This is a genomic window from Streptomyces pluripotens (genome assembly GCF_000802245.2).
In the GTDB taxonomy this organism is placed as follows: domain Bacteria; phylum Actinomycetota; class Actinomycetes; order Streptomycetales; family Streptomycetaceae; genus Streptomyces; species Streptomyces pluripotens.
Window position 1 is genome coordinate 4,504,222 of the sequence record NZ_CP021080.1, and the last position, 14,654, is coordinate 4,518,875.

The 14,654-nt window shown below is 70.6% G+C and carries 15 protein-coding genes; 9 read left to right on the forward strand and 6 right to left on the reverse strand.

Translation table 11 applies throughout. The features are described 5' to 3' along the window. Nucleotides 1–56: 56 nt before the first annotated feature. The 6 genes from LK06_RS20405 (at nucleotide 57) to LK06_RS20430 (ending at nucleotide 8,659) form a co-directional block, all read left to right on the forward strand. Nucleotides 57–1,001, forward strand: coding sequence for a LysR family transcriptional regulator (locus tag LK06_RS20405; protein WP_039652849.1), 945 nt, complete (start codon nucleotides 57–59; stop codon nucleotides 999–1,001). Nucleotides 1,002–1,226: 225 nt separating this feature from the next. Further along, nucleotides 1,227–2,747, forward strand: a complete 1,521-nt coding sequence (locus LK06_RS20410) for an aldehyde dehydrogenase family protein (RefSeq protein ID WP_039652851.1) — start codon at nucleotides 1,227–1,229, stop codon at nucleotides 2,745–2,747. Nucleotides 2,748–2,791: 44 nt separating this feature from the next. Further along, nucleotides 2,792–4,342: a GMC family oxidoreductase gene (locus tag LK06_RS20415; protein ID WP_039652853.1), complete on the forward strand. Its 1,551-nt coding sequence runs from the start codon at nucleotides 2,792–2,794 to the stop codon at nucleotides 4,340–4,342. Next, nucleotides 4,342–5,451: a quaternary amine ABC transporter ATP-binding protein gene (locus LK06_RS20420; RefSeq protein ID WP_052269926.1), complete on the forward strand. Its 1,110-nt coding sequence runs from the start codon at nucleotides 4,342–4,344 to the stop codon at nucleotides 5,449–5,451. Before LK06_RS20415 ends, LK06_RS20420 begins: the two co-directional genes overlap by 1 nt. 52 nt (nucleotides 5,452–5,503) lie before the next feature. Continuing rightward, nucleotides 5,504–7,522: an ABC transporter permease subunit gene (locus tag LK06_RS20425; RefSeq protein ID WP_043406325.1), complete on the forward strand. Its 2,019-nt coding sequence runs from the start codon at nucleotides 5,504–5,506 to the stop codon at nucleotides 7,520–7,522. Nucleotides 7,523–7,693: 171 nt separating this feature from the next. After that, the gene (locus tag LK06_RS20430; protein ID WP_039653193.1) at nucleotides 7,694–8,659 is read left to right on the forward strand and encodes an ABC transporter substrate-binding protein; all 966 of its coding nucleotides are present in this window, start codon (nucleotides 7,694–7,696) and stop codon (nucleotides 8,657–8,659) included. A 95-nt stretch (nucleotides 8,660–8,754) separates the two neighbouring features. Here LK06_RS20430 and LK06_RS20435 read toward each other — a convergent pair whose 3' ends face one another. Genes LK06_RS20435 through LK06_RS20445 form a run of 3 tightly spaced genes read right to left on the reverse strand, consistent with a single transcriptional unit; the run spans nucleotide 8,755 to nucleotide 10,426 of the window. Continuing rightward, nucleotides 8,755–9,480 (reverse strand): isocitrate lyase/PEP mutase family protein, encoded by a 726-nt coding sequence (locus LK06_RS20435; RefSeq protein WP_039652854.1) that lies wholly within the window; start codon nucleotides 9,478–9,480, stop codon nucleotides 8,755–8,757. Next, on the reverse strand, nucleotides 9,477–9,920 hold the full coding sequence (locus LK06_RS20440) for a carboxymuconolactone decarboxylase family protein (RefSeq protein WP_039652856.1): 444 nt from the start codon (nucleotides 9,918–9,920) through the stop codon (nucleotides 9,477–9,479). Before LK06_RS20440 ends, LK06_RS20435 begins: the two co-directional genes overlap by 4 nt. Continuing rightward, entirely contained in the window at nucleotides 9,917–10,426 is a 510-nt protein-coding gene (locus tag LK06_RS20445; protein WP_039652858.1) for a carboxymuconolactone decarboxylase family protein, read from the reverse strand. Before LK06_RS20445 ends, LK06_RS20440 begins: the two co-directional genes overlap by 4 nt. Nucleotides 10,427–10,473: 47 nt before the next feature. Between LK06_RS20445 and pdxR the strand changes: the two genes are divergently transcribed. After that, nucleotides 10,474–11,871 (forward strand): MocR-like pyridoxine biosynthesis transcription factor PdxR, encoded by a 1,398-nt coding sequence (gene pdxR / locus LK06_RS20450; RefSeq protein ID WP_039652860.1) that lies wholly within the window; start codon nucleotides 10,474–10,476, stop codon nucleotides 11,869–11,871. Between the two features lie 142 nt (nucleotides 11,872–12,013). On the opposite strand, the gene LK06_RS20455 is transcribed toward pdxR, so the two are convergent. The 3 genes from LK06_RS20455 to LK06_RS20465 all read right to left on the reverse strand — a co-directional run bounded on the left by LK06_RS20455 (nucleotide 12,014) and on the right by LK06_RS20465 (nucleotide 13,471). Continuing rightward, on the reverse strand, nucleotides 12,014–12,841 hold the full coding sequence (locus LK06_RS20455; protein WP_039653194.1) for a DMT family protein: 828 nt from the start codon (nucleotides 12,839–12,841) through the stop codon (nucleotides 12,014–12,016). Between the two features lie 109 nt (nucleotides 12,842–12,950). Further along, on the reverse strand, nucleotides 12,951–13,220 hold the full coding sequence (locus LK06_RS20460; protein ID WP_039652862.1) for a DUF7848 domain-containing protein: 270 nt from the start codon (nucleotides 13,218–13,220) through the stop codon (nucleotides 12,951–12,953). Then, entirely contained in the window at nucleotides 13,217–13,471 is a 255-nt protein-coding gene (locus LK06_RS20465; RefSeq protein WP_039652864.1) for a vWA domain-containing protein, read from the reverse strand. The genes LK06_RS20460 and LK06_RS20465 overlap by 4 nt, the downstream gene beginning before the upstream one ends. A gap of 104 nt (nucleotides 13,472–13,575) precedes the next feature. Between LK06_RS20465 and LK06_RS20470 the strand changes: the two genes are divergently transcribed. Both LK06_RS20470 and LK06_RS20475 read left to right on the forward strand, forming a co-directional pair. Further along, nucleotides 13,576–14,406, forward strand: a complete 831-nt coding sequence (locus tag LK06_RS20470; protein ID WP_043433849.1) for a helix-turn-helix domain-containing protein — start codon at nucleotides 13,576–13,578, stop codon at nucleotides 14,404–14,406. Continuing rightward, nucleotides 14,403–14,612: a DUF397 domain-containing protein gene (locus tag LK06_RS20475; protein ID WP_043406149.1), complete on the forward strand. Its 210-nt coding sequence runs from the start codon at nucleotides 14,403–14,405 to the stop codon at nucleotides 14,610–14,612. Before LK06_RS20470 ends, LK06_RS20475 begins: the two co-directional genes overlap by 4 nt. Nucleotides 14,613–14,654: the final 42 nt, after the last annotated feature.

Genomic DNA, 14,654 nt, shown 5'->3' on the forward strand with positions numbered 1-14,654 from the left:
CTCTCACCGTAGGCTCGCCATGACCTGCACTCCAGTGCAGTCTTTGCAAGGGATGAATGCACATGACGCAATCCACCAGCCTGGACCTCAATCTGTTGGTCGCGCTGGACGTGCTGCTGGAGGAACAGAGCGTGCAGGGCGCCGCCCGCCGGTTGCACCTGTCCGAGCCCGCGATGAGCCGTACCCTCGGCCGGATCCGCAAGGCGCTCGGTGATCCCGTCCTGGTGCGCGCCGGCCGTCGGATGGTGCCGACCCCGCACGCACTGGCCGTGCGCGCCGAGGTGAGCGCGGTGGTGGAGCGGGCGCGGGCCCTGTTCGCGCCGGGCCGGGGTTCCGACCTGCGCACGGTGAGCCGCACCTTCACGCTGCTCGGCCACGATGCGATCGCCGCCGCCCATGGTGCGGCCCTCTTCGCCCGCGCCGCCCGCGAGGCGCCCGGCATCCGCCTGCGCTTTCTGTCCGAGAGCCATGTGGACGCTCCGTTCCTGCGCCAGGGCACCGCCGATCTGGAGGTCGGGGTGATCGACACCACCTCGCCCGAGGTGCATGTGGAGACCGTCGGCGAGGACCGTATGTGCGGCGTCGTACGGGCCGGCCACCCGCTGCTGGAGGGTGAGGTCACGCCGGAGAGGTTCGCGACGGCCGCCGGGCACCTGATCGTCTCGCGGCGCGGCAGACTGCACGGGCCGATCGACGAGGCCCTGGCCGAGTCGGGCCTGCAGCGCCGGGTGGTGGGCAGCGTCGGCACCTATCCGGCCTCGTTGTTCGTGCTGCGCGACAGTGACTTGATCGGGCTGGTCGGCTCCTGGAGCCTTCCGCTGGCCGCGGCCCTCGGTCTGGTCGCCTTCGACGTCCCCCTACGACTCCCCCCGCTCAGGGTCGGGCTGGCCTGGCATCCGCGCCACGACGCCGACCCGGCTCACGCCTGGCTGCGCGCCTGCGTGCGCGACCTGATGGGGGCGCGATGGCCCGATTCCGCCGGTGGTCGTGACCTTCCGTGACAGTTGTGGACCGGTTTCTGTGTGCCCAGCGGCCGGCACGGAGCGTTCACACCTCACGTATTCGTCCGTTTTGTTTGCTTTTCTTCCTTGCTTTTAGTGACGCGGCGCACTTTCGGCCACCAATTACGCATGCGATCGGTGAGTCCGGGCAGGCGGTCACGGTCCCCGAGTGGGTCACGTGTGTGACTCAGGGGTGCAAAACAGGAACGGAAGGCAATATCGATCATGGCGGACACAAAGGAACGAAAGGTCCAGGCGACCATTCACGTGGGGGGTGAGTGGCTGGAGGCGGTCTCCGGTGCCACGCGCGAGATCCTCGACCCCGCGGACGCCCGGCCGTTCGCCGTGGTTGCTGAGGGGGACGAGAAGGACGCGGAGCGTGCGGTGGTCGCCGCTCGGCAGGCGTTCGACCACGGCCCCTGGCCCGGCACCCCGGTCGCCGAACGTGCTGCTCTGCTGCGCCGCGTCGCCGACCTGCTGGTACGTGACCGCGAGGAGCTCGGCCTGCTGGAGAGCCGGGACGCGGGCAAGACTGCCGAGGAGGGTCGGATCGACATCGACTGCGTCGCCGATGCCTTCCGGTACTTCGCCGACCTGGTCGCCGCCGAGGCCCCGGGCCGGGTGGTCGACGCGGGTTCCCCTGACGTCCACAGCGTGGTGGTGCACGAGCCGGTCGGCGTCTGCGCGCTGATCACCCCCTGGAACTACCCGCTCCTGCAGGCCAGCTGGAAGATCGCCCCCGCGCTCGCGGCCGGCAACACCTTCGTGATCAAGCCCAGCGAGATCACCCCGCTGACCACCGTCGCGCTGATCGAGCTGCTCGCCGAGGCCGGCCTGCCGGACGGTGTCGCCAACATCGTCACCGGACCCGGTCACAGCGTCGGCGCCCGGCTCGCCGAGCACCCGGACGTGGACCTGGTTTCCTTCACCGGCGGACTGGTCAGCGGCACCAAGGTCGCCCAGGCCGCCGCCCCCACCGTGAAGAAGGTGGCCCTCGAACTCGGCGGCAAGAACCCCAACGTGGTCTTCGCCGACGCCTGCGCCACCGAGGAGGGCTTCGACACCGCCGTCGACCAGGCCCTCAACGCCGCCTTCATCCACAGTGGCCAGGTCTGCTCGGCCGGTGGCCGGCTGATCGTCGAGGAGACGGTCCGTGACCGCTTCGTCGCCGAACTCGCCCGCCGCGCACAGAAGATCAGGCTCGGCCGGGGCACCGAGGACGGCGTGGAGTGCGGCCCGCTCGTCTCCGCGCAGCAGCGCGACAAGACCGAGGCCTACGTCGCCTCCGCGCTCGCCGAGGGCGCGGTGCTGCGCTGCGGCGGCAAGCGGCCGGAACCGTCACCGGCGCGGCCCGAGACCGGCTACTTCTACGAGCCGACCGTCCTCGACGGCTGCCACCGGGACATGAAGGTGGTGCGTGAGGAGGTCTTCGGCCCGGTCCTCACCGTCGAGACCTTCCGCACCGAGGAGGAGGCCGTCCTCCTCGCCAACGACACCGAGTACGGCCTCGCCGGCGCCGTCTGGACCGCAGACCCGGGCCGAGCCCGGCGCGTCGCGGCCCGCCTGCGCCACGGCACCGTCTGGATCAACGACTTCCACCCTTATCTGCCGCAGGCGGAGTGGGGCGGCTTCGGCAAGAGCGGCACCGGCCGCGAGCTGGGGCCTGCAGGGCTCGCCGAGTACCGGGAGACCAAGCACGTCTACCAGAACCTCGCCCCCAAGCCGGTGCGCTGGTTCGCCGGTTGAGCCCACCGAACCCCCCTTCCCCCCCGACCTGGAGTAGTACCCCCATGTCCGAGACCCCCCACGTCTACGACTACGTCGTCATCGGTGGCGGCACGGCCGGTTCCGTCATAGCCTCCCGCCTCACCGAGAACGCGGACGTCACCGTCGCCGTCATCGAGGGCGGCCCCAGCGACATCGACCGCGACGACGTCCTCACCCTGCGCCGCTGGAAGGGACTGCTCGGTGGCGACCTCGACTACGAGTACACGAGTGTCGAGCAGCCCCAGGGCAACTCCCACATCCTGCACAGCCGCGCCAAGGTCCTCGGCGGCTGTTCCTCGCACAACACCCTGATCTCCTTCAAGCCGCTCCCGGCCGACTGGGACGAGTGGGAGGCGGCCGGAGCCACCGGCTGGGGTGCCGTGCAGATGGAGGCCTACTACGCCCGGCTGCGCAACAACATCGTCCGGGTCGCCGACAAGGACCAGAACGCCATCGCCAAGGACTGGATCGAGGCGGCCAAGGCGGCCACCGGCGTTCCCGAGGTGACCGGCTTCAACGCAAAGCCCTTCCACGAGGGCGTCGGTTTCCTCGACCTCGCCTACCACCCGGAGAACAACAAGCGTTCCTCCGCCTCCGTCGCCTACCTCCACCCCCACATGGAGGCCGGCGACCGGCCCAACCTGACGCTGCTGCTGGAGACCTGGGCCTACAAGCTGGAGCTGGACGGCAAGCGCGCCACCGGAGTGCGGGTACGCACCAAGGACGGCACGGAGCAGCTGATCACCGCCCGTCGCGAGGTCGTGGTCAGTGCCGGCGCCGTCGATTCCCCGCGCCTGCTGCTGCTGTCCGGCATCGGCCCGAAGAAGGACCTCGAAGAGCTGGGCATCCCGGTCGTGCACGACCTGCCGGGTGTCGGCGAGAACCTGCAGGACCACCCGGAGTCGGTGATCGTCTGGGAGACCAGCCGGCCGCTGCCGGAGAACTCGGCGATGGACTCCGACGCCGCGCTGTTCGTGCGCCGGGACGCCACCCAGGACCTCCCTGACCTGATGTTCCACTTCTACCAGGTCCCCTTCACCGACAACCCCGAGCGGCTGGGCTACGAACGTCCCGAGCACGGCGTGTCGATGACGCCGAACATCCCCAAGTCGCGTGCTCGCGGGCGGATCTACCTCACTTCCGCGGACCCCGACGTCAAGCCCGCCCTCGACTTCCGCTACTTCACTGACGAGGACGGCTACGACGCGCAGACCCTCGTCGACGGAGTCCGGGTGGCCCGGCAGATCGCCAAGACCGAGCCGTTCGCCGGCTGGCTGGAGCGGGAAGTCTTCCCCGGCCCCGACGTCACCGACGACGAACAGCTCAGCGAACTGCTGCGCAAGGCGCACCACACTGTCTACCACCCGGCGGGCACCTGCAAGATCGGCCCTGCCGACGACGAACTCGCCGTCGTCGACGCCGAGTTGCGAATCCATGGGCTGGAGGGCATCCGCGTCGTCGACGCGTCCGTCTTCCCGACCCTGCCCGCGGTGAACCCCATGATCGGCGTACTGATGGTCGGCGAGAAGGCAGCCGAACTGCTGGCCGGCACCAGCGAAGGGAACCAGGCCTGATGAGCGGCATACCTACCCCAAAGAAGCCCACTCTCGACAAGGAGAGCGGTCCCGCGGAAGCGACCGAGGCGCCCCCCGTCTTCGGCGTGCGCAACCTGTGGAAGGTCTTCGGCCCCAAAGCCGACGGTGTTCCCGGCAACCCGGAGTACTCCGGGCTCTCCCAGTCCGAGCTGCGCGCCCGTACTGGCTGCACCGCGGCCGTCCGGGACGTCTCCTTCGACGTGCGCAAGGGCGAGGTCTTCGTCGTCATGGGCCTGTCCGGCTCCGGCAAGTCCACCCTGGTGCGTTGCCTGACCCGGCTCATCGAGCCGACCTCCGGCACGCTGGAGATCGACGGCGAGGACGTCCTCGCCATGGACAAGAACCGGCTGCGCGAGTTGCGCCGCCACCGGGCCGCCATGGTGTTCCAGCACTTCGGCCTGCTGCCCCACCGCTCCGTCCTGGACAATGTCGCCTACGGCCTGGAGATCCAGGGCATGCCCAAGGCGGAGCGGCGCGAGCGGGCCGCGCAGATGGTCGCCAAGGTCGGCCTGGAGGGCCTGGAGCAGCGCCGCCCCGGCCAGCTCTCCGGCGGCCAGCAGCAGCGCGTCGGGCTGGCCCGCGCGCTCGCTTCCGACCCCGAGGTGCTGCTCTTCGACGAGCCGTTCAGCGCCCTCGACCCGCTGATCCGCCGCGACATGCAGGAGGAGGTCATCCGCCTGCACAGCGAAGAGGGCCGCACCATGGTCTTCATCACCCACGACCTCAGCGAGGCACTGCGCGTCGGCGACCGCATCGCGCTGATGCGGGACGGCCAGGTCGTGCAGCTCGGCACTCCTGAGGAGATCGTCGGCGCCCCCGCTGACGACTACGTCCGTGACTTCGTCCGGGACGTGCCGCGCGAGCAGGTCATGACGGTACGCACCGCGATGCACGCCGGGGACTGCGGCGGCCCGGAGCACCCCGGCGCCCTCACCCCCGACACGGTGGTCGTCAAGGCCATCGAGACCGTCGCCCGCACCGGCCGGGCCGTCTGCGTGGTGCAGGACGGCCACTGCCTGGGCCAGGTGGACCACGCCGCGCTGCTGCGGGTCGTCGCCGGAATCGACCGCGAGGAGGTGGCCGCCTGATGCGGATCGCCACGACAACAGCACCGATCGGCCATACCCGGGGGTGGACCGCATGAGCGCCGTCGTCACCCCTGCCTCGCCGCCGACCCCGGCCGAACCGGCCGAGGAGAAGGTCTCCGCCGCGCCCCGCGCATGGCTGCGCCACCCCGTGGTGCGCCGGCTGTGGCCGTTGGCCGTCGCCGCGGTCGTGCTCGTCCCGCTGGCCGCGTTGCTGTGGGGCAGCGGAGCCTGGCCGTCCGCGCTGAGCGTCGACGTCAAGACGCCGCTGGACGACACGTACACCTGGATCGTGCGCAACCGGGACACCAACCCGGTCTTCCTCTACGGCCTGCTGCACCTGAGCAACTGGGCCGACGGCTCGGTGAGCTGGGTGACCGACCTGTTGGAGAGCCTGGGCTGGTCGCCGGTGATCGCGGCCGCCGTGCTGCTCTCCTGGCGGATCGGAGGCCTGCGCGACCGGCGCGGGCTGAAGCTCGCCGGCATCACGTTCGCCGCCTTCACGGTGTGCGGTCTGCTCGGCATGTGGCAAGCCACGATGGAGACCCTCGCGCTGATGGCAGTCGCGGTCGCGGTCTCCGCCGTCATCGGCGGGGCGCTCGGGCTGGGTGCCGGTCTGTCGGACCGCTTCGAGCGCGTGCTGCGACCCGTGCTGGACACCATGCAGATCATGCCGGCGTTCGCCTACCTGCTGCCGCTGGTGCTGCTGTTCGACGTCGGTGTGCCGTCCGCGCTGATCGCGACCATCATCTACGCCGCCCCGCCGATGGCCCGCCTCACCGCGCTCGGCCTGCGCGGCGCCGACCAGGGTGTCATGGAGGCCGCCGAGTCGCTGGGCACCAGTCCGGTGCAGCGGCTGCTGACCGCGCGGCTGCCGCTGGCCCGCAAGGAGATCCTGCTCGGCCTGAACCAGACGATCATGATGGCCCTGTCGATGGTCACCATCGCCTCGGTGATCGGCGCCGGCGGCCTCGGCGAGGAAGTGTTCCACGCACTGTCCATCCTCGACGTGGGCGGCGCGCTCGCCGCGGGTATCCCGATCGTGCTGCTGGCCGTCTGGCTGGACCGGGTCACCGCTGCCGCGGGCGAGCGATTGGGCGAGGGCGCCGCCCCGTCCGGCTCCTCCTGGCTGCACGGCTGGCGCGCCTGGCTCCTGGCGGTCGGCTCGGGCACCGTGCTGGGCGCGGTCGGCTGGCAGCTGCTGGTCGCCGACTGGCCCGAGGCCTGGAACGTGGATATCGCCTCGCCCGTCCAGAGCGGTGTGGACTGGTTCACCGGCCACCTGGCCGAGGGGGTGCCCGTCCTGGGCGGAACCCGCACCTGGGCCGGCAACTTCACCATCTGGGTGCTCGACCCGATCCGGAGCGTCCTGACCGGCACACCGTGGTGGCTGCTGGTCCTGCTGGTCGCGGCCCTCGCCCTGCTCGCGGGCGGCTGGGGCGCGATGTGCACGGCCGCCCTGGCAATGGCCGGCGTCGGCGTGATCGGGGTGTGGGGCCACGCCCTGGACACCCTGTCCCAGGCGATCGCCGGTGTCGCCGTCACCCTCGTGCTCGGCTTCATCATCGGCGTGGCCGGGGCCCGTGTGCCCTTGCTGGAACGCATCCTGCGTCCGGTGCTGGACACCCTGCAGACCCTGCCGCAGTTCATCTACCTGATCCCGGTGGTGGCCCTGTTCAACGTGGGCCGCGCTCCCGCGGTCGCCGCGGCCGTGCTGTACGCGCTGCCCGCCGTCGTGCGGATCACCATGCAGGGCCTGCGCCAGGTCGACCCGGCCACGCTGGAGGCGGCCCGCTCCATGGGCGCGAGCACCTTCCAGCAGATCCGCCAGGTGCAGGTGCCACTGGCCCGGCCCGCGCTGATGCTCGCGCTGAACCAGGGCGTGGTGCTGGTGCTCGCCATGGTGATCGTCGGCGGTTTCGTCGGCTCCGGCGCGCTCGGTTACGACGTCGTCTACGGCCTGCAGAAGAGCCAACTCGGCGTCGGCCTGACCGCCGGTGTCGCCATCGTGCTGCTGGGGCTGGTGCTGGACCGCACCACACAGCGCCCGAACAAGGGGAACGGCAGGCACTGAGCCGACCACCCCGCCCCCCGTCCCGTCCTTGTCCCCAACCCCCGTCCCCGTCCCCGACTCCCGCCCACCGCGCTCGGCAGCCCGAATCCGCCCCCATCCGGCCGGATCACCTCCGCTGCCGGCGCCGCAGGACCCACCTGCCTGTTTGAAACGAGAGACACCCTTCCCATGATGAACAGAAAGCACCTCCTGCGTGCCGCCACCGCCGCCACCGTCGTCCTCGGCGTCACCGGTCTGAGCGCGTGCAGCGCCGCCAAGACCTCCTCCTCGTCCGGCTCGTCCGGCGGCTCGGAGGCGGTCACCATCGCCGTGCCGTCCTGGGTCGGTGCCGAGGCCAACGCGGCCGTCGCCAAGTACATCCTGGAGAACGAACTCCACACGAAGGTCAAGCTGACCCAGCTCGACGAGTCGGTCGCCTTCGACGCCCTCAACAGCGGCAAGGCCAACGTCATCCTGGAGGACTGGGGCGGCGCGCCGAAGAAGGTCAAGCTCTACGTCGACGACAAGAAGTCGATCATCTCGGGCGGTGGCCTGGGCGTCACCGGTCACATCGGCTGGTACATCCCCAAGTACCTGGCCGACGAGCACCCGGACATCACCGACTACAAGAACCTCAACAAGTACGCGTCCCTCTTCAAGACCGCCGAGAGCGGCAGCAAGGGCCAGCTGCTGGAGGGCTCGCCGTCGTACACCACCAACGACGACGCGCTCATCAAGAACCTGAAGCTGAACCTCAAGACGGTCTACGCCGGCTCCGAGGCCGCACAGATCACCCAGATCAAGGAGAGCTACAAGTCCAAGAAGCCGTTCATCAGCTACTGGTGGACGCCGCAGTGGCTCAACTCCCAGCTCGACCTGGTCGAGGTGAAGCTGCCCGAGTACAAGAAGGGCTGCGACTCCGACCCGAAGAAGGTCGCCTGCGGATACGCCCAGACCCCGCTGCAGAAGTACCTGGGCGCCGGCTTCGCCAAGAACAACCCGAAGGCGGCCCAGTTCCTGAAGAACTTCAACTGGACCAACGCCCAGCAGAACGAGGTCGCCGCGATGATCGCGGACCAGAAGATGAGCTCTGACAAGGCCGCCGAGAAGTGGGTCAAGGCCAACCCGGACGTCTGGAAGGCCTGGCTGCCGAAGTAATCGGCCGACGCAGCAGCCTGACGCTACGGCCCCCACCCGCCCTCGGCGGGTGGGGGCCGTAGCGTTGCCAGCCGGTCAGCCGGCACGGCGCCTGGTCAGCTCCCGAGGCCGGCGGTGATCTCCCGCAGGGCAGCGACCGCCCGCCGCTGCAACCCCGGCCCGAACGTGACCCGGGTGGCCCCGAGCCGGCCGAGTGCGGTGGGCGAGGGGCCCCCGTCGTCCAGCAGGGCCAGGGCGTTCAGCGGGCCCTCGACCCCGGCCCGCAGCAGCGGCAGCACGTCCGGCGGGGCGAGGATCGGGTAGACGCAGTCCGCACCCGCCGCCGTGTACAACGTGGCGCGTTCGACCGCCCGTTCGGGATCGCCGTCGCCATGGACGAAGGTGTCGACACGGGCGTTGACGAACAGCCGGCCGGCGGCGACCGAGCAGACCTCGGCGAGGTACTCCGCGTGCTCGTGCTGGTCCTTGAGGATCCCCCCGGGCTGCGAGTCCTCAAGGTTGCAGCCCACGGCGCCCGCCCCCAGCAGCCGCTCCACCAGCTCCTCCGGCGCCAACCCGTATCCGTCCTCGACGTCCGCCGACACCGGTACGTCCACCGCCCGCGCGATCCGGGCCACCGCCGCGAACATCAGGTCCGCCCCAGTGGCCCCGTCCGCGTACCCGAGCGAGGCGGCCACGCCCGCGCTCGGCGTGGCCAGCGCCGGGAAACCGGCCTCCGCGAACACCCGCGCACTGGCCGCGTCCCAGGGCCCGGGCAGGATCAGCGGATCGTCCTCGGCGCGCCGCAGATGCAGGGCGCGGAACTCCTCCACCGTGCTCATGGCTGGTTGCCTCCCGGCGGGACACGGCGGCTGACCATCAGCCGGTTCCAGCTGTTGATAACGGTGATCAGCCCGATGAGATGGGCCAGTTCCCTCCCGCCGAAGTGCCGGGCCGCAGTGTCGTACACCGCGTCCGGTACGAAGCCGTCGGTGAGGAGGGTGACCGACTCGGTCAGCCTGAGCGCCGCCCGCTCCCGCTCGCTGTAGAGACCCCCGGTCTCCTCCCAGGCGTCAAGGAGCTGGAGGCGGTCCTCCGACTCGCCGTTCGCCCGGGCCACCCGCAGGTGCATGTCGAGGCAGAAGGCACAGTGGTTGAGCTGCGAGGCACGGATCATGACCAGCTCAGCGAGAACGGGGTCGCCGAACCCCCTCTTCGCCGCCGCGCTGAGCGCGGTCATCGCCTGGCCGACCTCCCTGTCCAGCAGCTGCGTACGGCTCACTTGTGCTGTCCCGGCTGGTAGTGCCCCGGTACCGCGCGGGTGGCCACGCCGAACCGGTTCCACGCGTTGATCACCGTGATGGTGGCGATCAGCTGGGCGAGTTCGGCCTCCTCGAAGTGCTTGGCGGCCCTCTCGTACACCTCGTCCGGTACGAAACCGTCCGTGAGGACCGTGATCGCCTCGGTCAGCGCGATCGCCGCCAGTTCCCTCTCGGTGTAGAAGTGTTCCGACTCCTCCCACGCACTGAGCTGCACGATGCGCTGGACGCTCTCCCCGGACGCCAGCGCGTCCTTGGTGTGCATGTCCAGGCACAGCGCACAGCGGTTGAGTGCGGAGGCGCGCAGTCGGACCAGCTCCACCAGGGTGGGGTCGAGTCCCCGACCGGCGGCCGTGTTCAGTCGGACCATGGCCTCGTACACCTCTGGGGCCTGCTGGGCCCAGTGCATGCGAGGGGTGCGCTCGGGCGCGAGCCGGGCGTCGTCGTGTGCGTCGTGGGTCGTGCTCATGCCCTTGACCCTAGGGGCGAGGTAGTCCAGCGTTATGGTCCAATTTCGTGGTGAAACCCTGGGCCAATCTGGGCATCGACCTGCACCTCGAACCGGTCGGCTCGGCCGGGCTGCGCCGGGGGCTGACCGACGCCCTGCGGGACGCCGTCCGCTCGGGGCGCCTGGCTCCCGGTACCCGGCTGCCCTCCTCCCGTTCCCTCGCCGCCGACCTCGGCATCGCCCGCAACACCGTCGCCGAGGCCTACACCGACCTGGTGGCGGAGGGGTGGCTCACCGCCCGGCAGGGCTCGGGCACGCGGGTGGCGGAGCGTGTGGTGGTCCCGCCCTCGGGCAGTGACACGCCACTGCGTCGCCGGCGCCTCGACCACCCCGCCCACAGCCTCATTCCCGGCGCTCCCGACCTCTCCGCCTTCCCGCGCGCCGAGTGGCTCAAGGCCGCCCGCCGTGCGCTGTCCGTCGTCCCCTCCCACGCCCTCGGCTACGGGGACCCGCGCGGCCGTACCGAACTGCGCACCGCTCTCGCCGGCTACCTCGCCCGCTCCCGGGGGGTCCGCGCGGATCCGGAAGCCGTGCTGATCACCGCGGGGTTCGCGCATGCGCTGCGCCTCCTCGGCACGGTGCTGCGGGCGCGCGGGGCGCGGACCGTGGCGGTCGAGTCGTACGGGGTCGACGCGTACCGGCGGCTGCTGCAGGACTCGGGCCTGTCGACCCCCGCGCTGCCGTACGACGAGCTCGGCACGAACACCCGGGAGCTGGGCGGGCACGGGGCGGTTCTGCTCACCCCGGCTCACCAGTTCCCCATGGGCGTGCCACTGCGCTCCGACCAGCGGGCCGCCGTCGTCGACTGGGCGCGGCGCACCGGCGGGCTGGTCCTGGAGGACGACTACGACGGCGAGTTCCGCTACGACCGCCAGCCGGTCGGCGCACTGCAGGGGCTCGACCCCGACCGGGTCGTCTACCTGGGCACTGCCAGCAAGTCCCTCGCCCCCGGACTGCGGCTCGGCTGGATGGTGTTGCCACCGGCGCTGGTGCAGGAGGTGGCCTCGGCCAAGGGCACCGTCGACACGGTCGGTGTACTGGAGCAGCTCACCCTGGCCGAGTTCATCGACTCCGGCGCCTACGACCGCCACGTGCGCTCGGCCCGGCTGCGCTACCGGCGTCGTCGTGACGCCGTTGCCGAGGCCGTGGCCGACCGCGGCCGTGAAGTCCGGGTGACGGGAATCGCGGCCGGACTGCACGTGGTGCTGCGATTGCCGCCCGGCACCGAACAACCGGTCATCGAGGCGGCCGGCCGGCAAGGGCTGGCGCTGCACGGCCTGTCCTGGTACCGGCATCCGCGGGCCGTCGCCGAGCCACGGGACGCCTTGGTCGTGGGGTACGCAAGGCCCTCGGACAGCGCGTGGGCGGGGGCGTTGGAAGCGCTGTGCCGGGTGTTGCCGCGGTAGGCCGCGACGGCTGTGCCGTCTCGGCACACACGGCCGGCCATCCCGGGTGGCTCGCCGTCGTCGCAGGGTGCCGCCGCGGTGGAACCGCGTCGAGGGTGGCGCCGAGACGGCACCGGGCGTCGGGCGTGGGGCGTCCGACAGGTCATCCCTCCGTTGCCGGTGCCTCCCCGAACCTCGCCAGCAGCATCGCCCCTGCCACCGCGACCACGAAGCCCAGCACCGCCAGCCAGGCCAGTCCCTCCCGCGTCCGGTCGCCGAGCCACACCACCCCGACCCACGCCGGGCCGATCGTCTCGCCGATCACCAGCCCGGCCGTCGCCGTCGTCACCGAGCCGCGTTGCAGGGCCGAGGTGAGCAGCAGGAACGCGGCCCCGCCGCCGAGCAGCAGGGCGTACGTCGCGGGATTGGTCAGCAGTCCGGCCGGACGCAGCGAGTTGATCAGCCGTACCGAGACCTCCACCACCCCGAAACCGAAACCCGCGCCGAGCCCCAGCAGCAGCGCACGGGTCCGCCCGGAAAGGCGCCCGGCGAGACCACCGATCAGCAGCACGCCCACCGCCGCCACCACCATCGCGTACCCCAGCCGGTCCGGCCCGCTGCGGTCGCCTTCCGCGCCCGAGGCCAGGCCCAGCATGGCCAGACCCGCGCACACCACGCCCACGGCACCCCACTCCGTGGGGCTCAGCCGCACCCGCAGCAGCCGTGCCGCCACCACGGCCGTCACCGCCAGGCTCGCCGCCAGCGCTGCGCCCACCGCATAGATCGGCACGGACCGCAGCGCCGCGATCTGCAACAGGAAGCCGAGCCCGTCCAACGCCAGCCCGGCGAGGTAACGCCACTGCCGCAGCGCCCGGAGCAATAGCGCCGCGTCCCCGCCCCCGCTCTCCTCGGCCACCGCCGTCCGTGCGGCCACCGCCTGCAACACCGTCGCGGTTCCGAAGCAGACCGCTGCGCCGAGGGCGCACACCATTCCGAACAGCACGAAGTGACTCTAGCCCGCCGACTCGGTGGGCTATCGGCTCAGGTGGCGGTTGACGGGGCTGTCCCGGTCCGGTAGCCGGCCGGCGCCGGTTCGCCGTTCACGCCGGGCCCTCCCGCCACATCACCCACGGGCGTTCGATCACCTCGGCATAGCTGGTGTGCTCGGGATGCTCGCGCAGGTGGCCGAACGCCCATGTCTGCGGTTCGGTCGGGTCCGTGCTCGGCTCCGATCTCGCCTCGCACTCGGTGTCGTTCCCGGTGAGGGTGAGACACCGGAACGCGTACGTCACTGGTGGGGCGTCGTCGTCACGGTCGGGGCGCAGCGTCCAGTTCACGAAACGGAACGTGCCACGGGCGGGAGTGCTCACAGCAACTCACCCCGGCTCCGCGCGTTGGCGCGGGCGTTCTCGGCCCGGAGACGCTGCGCGGGACTCGCCGGCCGCACGTCCGCGGGGTGAACGGACCACTCGATACCGCCCGTGACCGGACGCAGATACCAGAATCCGTACGCCTCGCCGCGGAACTCCCCGACCCGATCGTGTACGTCCACCATGAGCGTGCCAGGGGCCGGAACGTGTGGGGGGTTCTGCCGTTCGGCGGGGTCGTTCTTGCCAGACACGGCCACTCCTCTCCGTAGTTGGTCCACTACTCGGAGGATTCAGCGTGGCGTAGGGTCCTGGTTGTCTTCAACTTGCGGTGTTTGCACGGAAAGTTGGGTGGTGGCTGTTGAATCGGAAAGAGTTGGACCCCGAGCACTCACCAGGCGCGGCGTTCGGTCAGCGTCTGCGCATGTTGCGGGAGGAGCGGGGCTGGACTCAAGACGACCTGGCAGAGCGGATGGGTTACTCCGGGACGCACATCTCCGCCGTGGAAACTGGCCGTCGGACTCCAACTCCCCGTTTTTCGCATAGTGCTGACAAGGCCTTCGGTACCGGCGATCTGTTCGAACGCCAAGGGCGCGCTGTACGGCACACAGCGCTGTTGGAGGGGTTCCCGGACTATGTTGCGCAGGAGGTCCGTGCGACCGAGATCCGCCTCTTTGAGCTGGGAATCGTTCCGGGGTTGCTCCAGACTCCCGAGTACGCGGCGGCCATCACCACGGGCGCTGTCCGGCGAGGAGCCATTACGGAGCAGCAGGCGGAGGAAAGGTTGTCTCTGCTTGCAGCGCGCCAGGCGTCCCTTGAACGCACGCCTGCCCCCATGGTCTACGCGGTTCTGGACGAGAGCTGCATACGGCGACCAGTAGGCGGTGCCAAGGTCATAGCGGCGCAACTGGACCGGCTCGCCGCGTTCGCCGAACTACCCTCCACTGTCCTTCAGGTGGCTCCGTACGACCTCGGTGAACGGCGGGCATTCGATCTGCCCGTCACGCTGTTGACTCTCGCTGACCGGAGCCATGTTGCGTACGCCGAGTCTGCGCTACAAGGACGACTGGAGCGCGAAACGCGCCTCGTTCAGCCCATGTTGACGGCCTACCATCAACTGCAGGCTGAAGCCCGCTCGCAGACGGACTCTGTGGCCATGATCAGTCAGTTACGAAAGGGCGCCCCGTGACGACCGAAGACCCGCGTTGGTTCACGTCCTCGTACAGCAGCAACGGCGGCCAGTGCATCGAGGTCGCCACCAACCTCGTCGCCCCGTGCGGCGTGGTCCCCGTCCGGGACTCGAAGAATCCGAGCGGTCCGGTTCTGGACCTTCCCGCCGAGGCGTTCTCGTCGTTCGTGACGGGCGTCAAGGCCGGCGGGTTCGCAGTGGTCTGACCACTCGGCGGGCCGCGAGCAGTGCGCGCAGGTGCTCGTCCG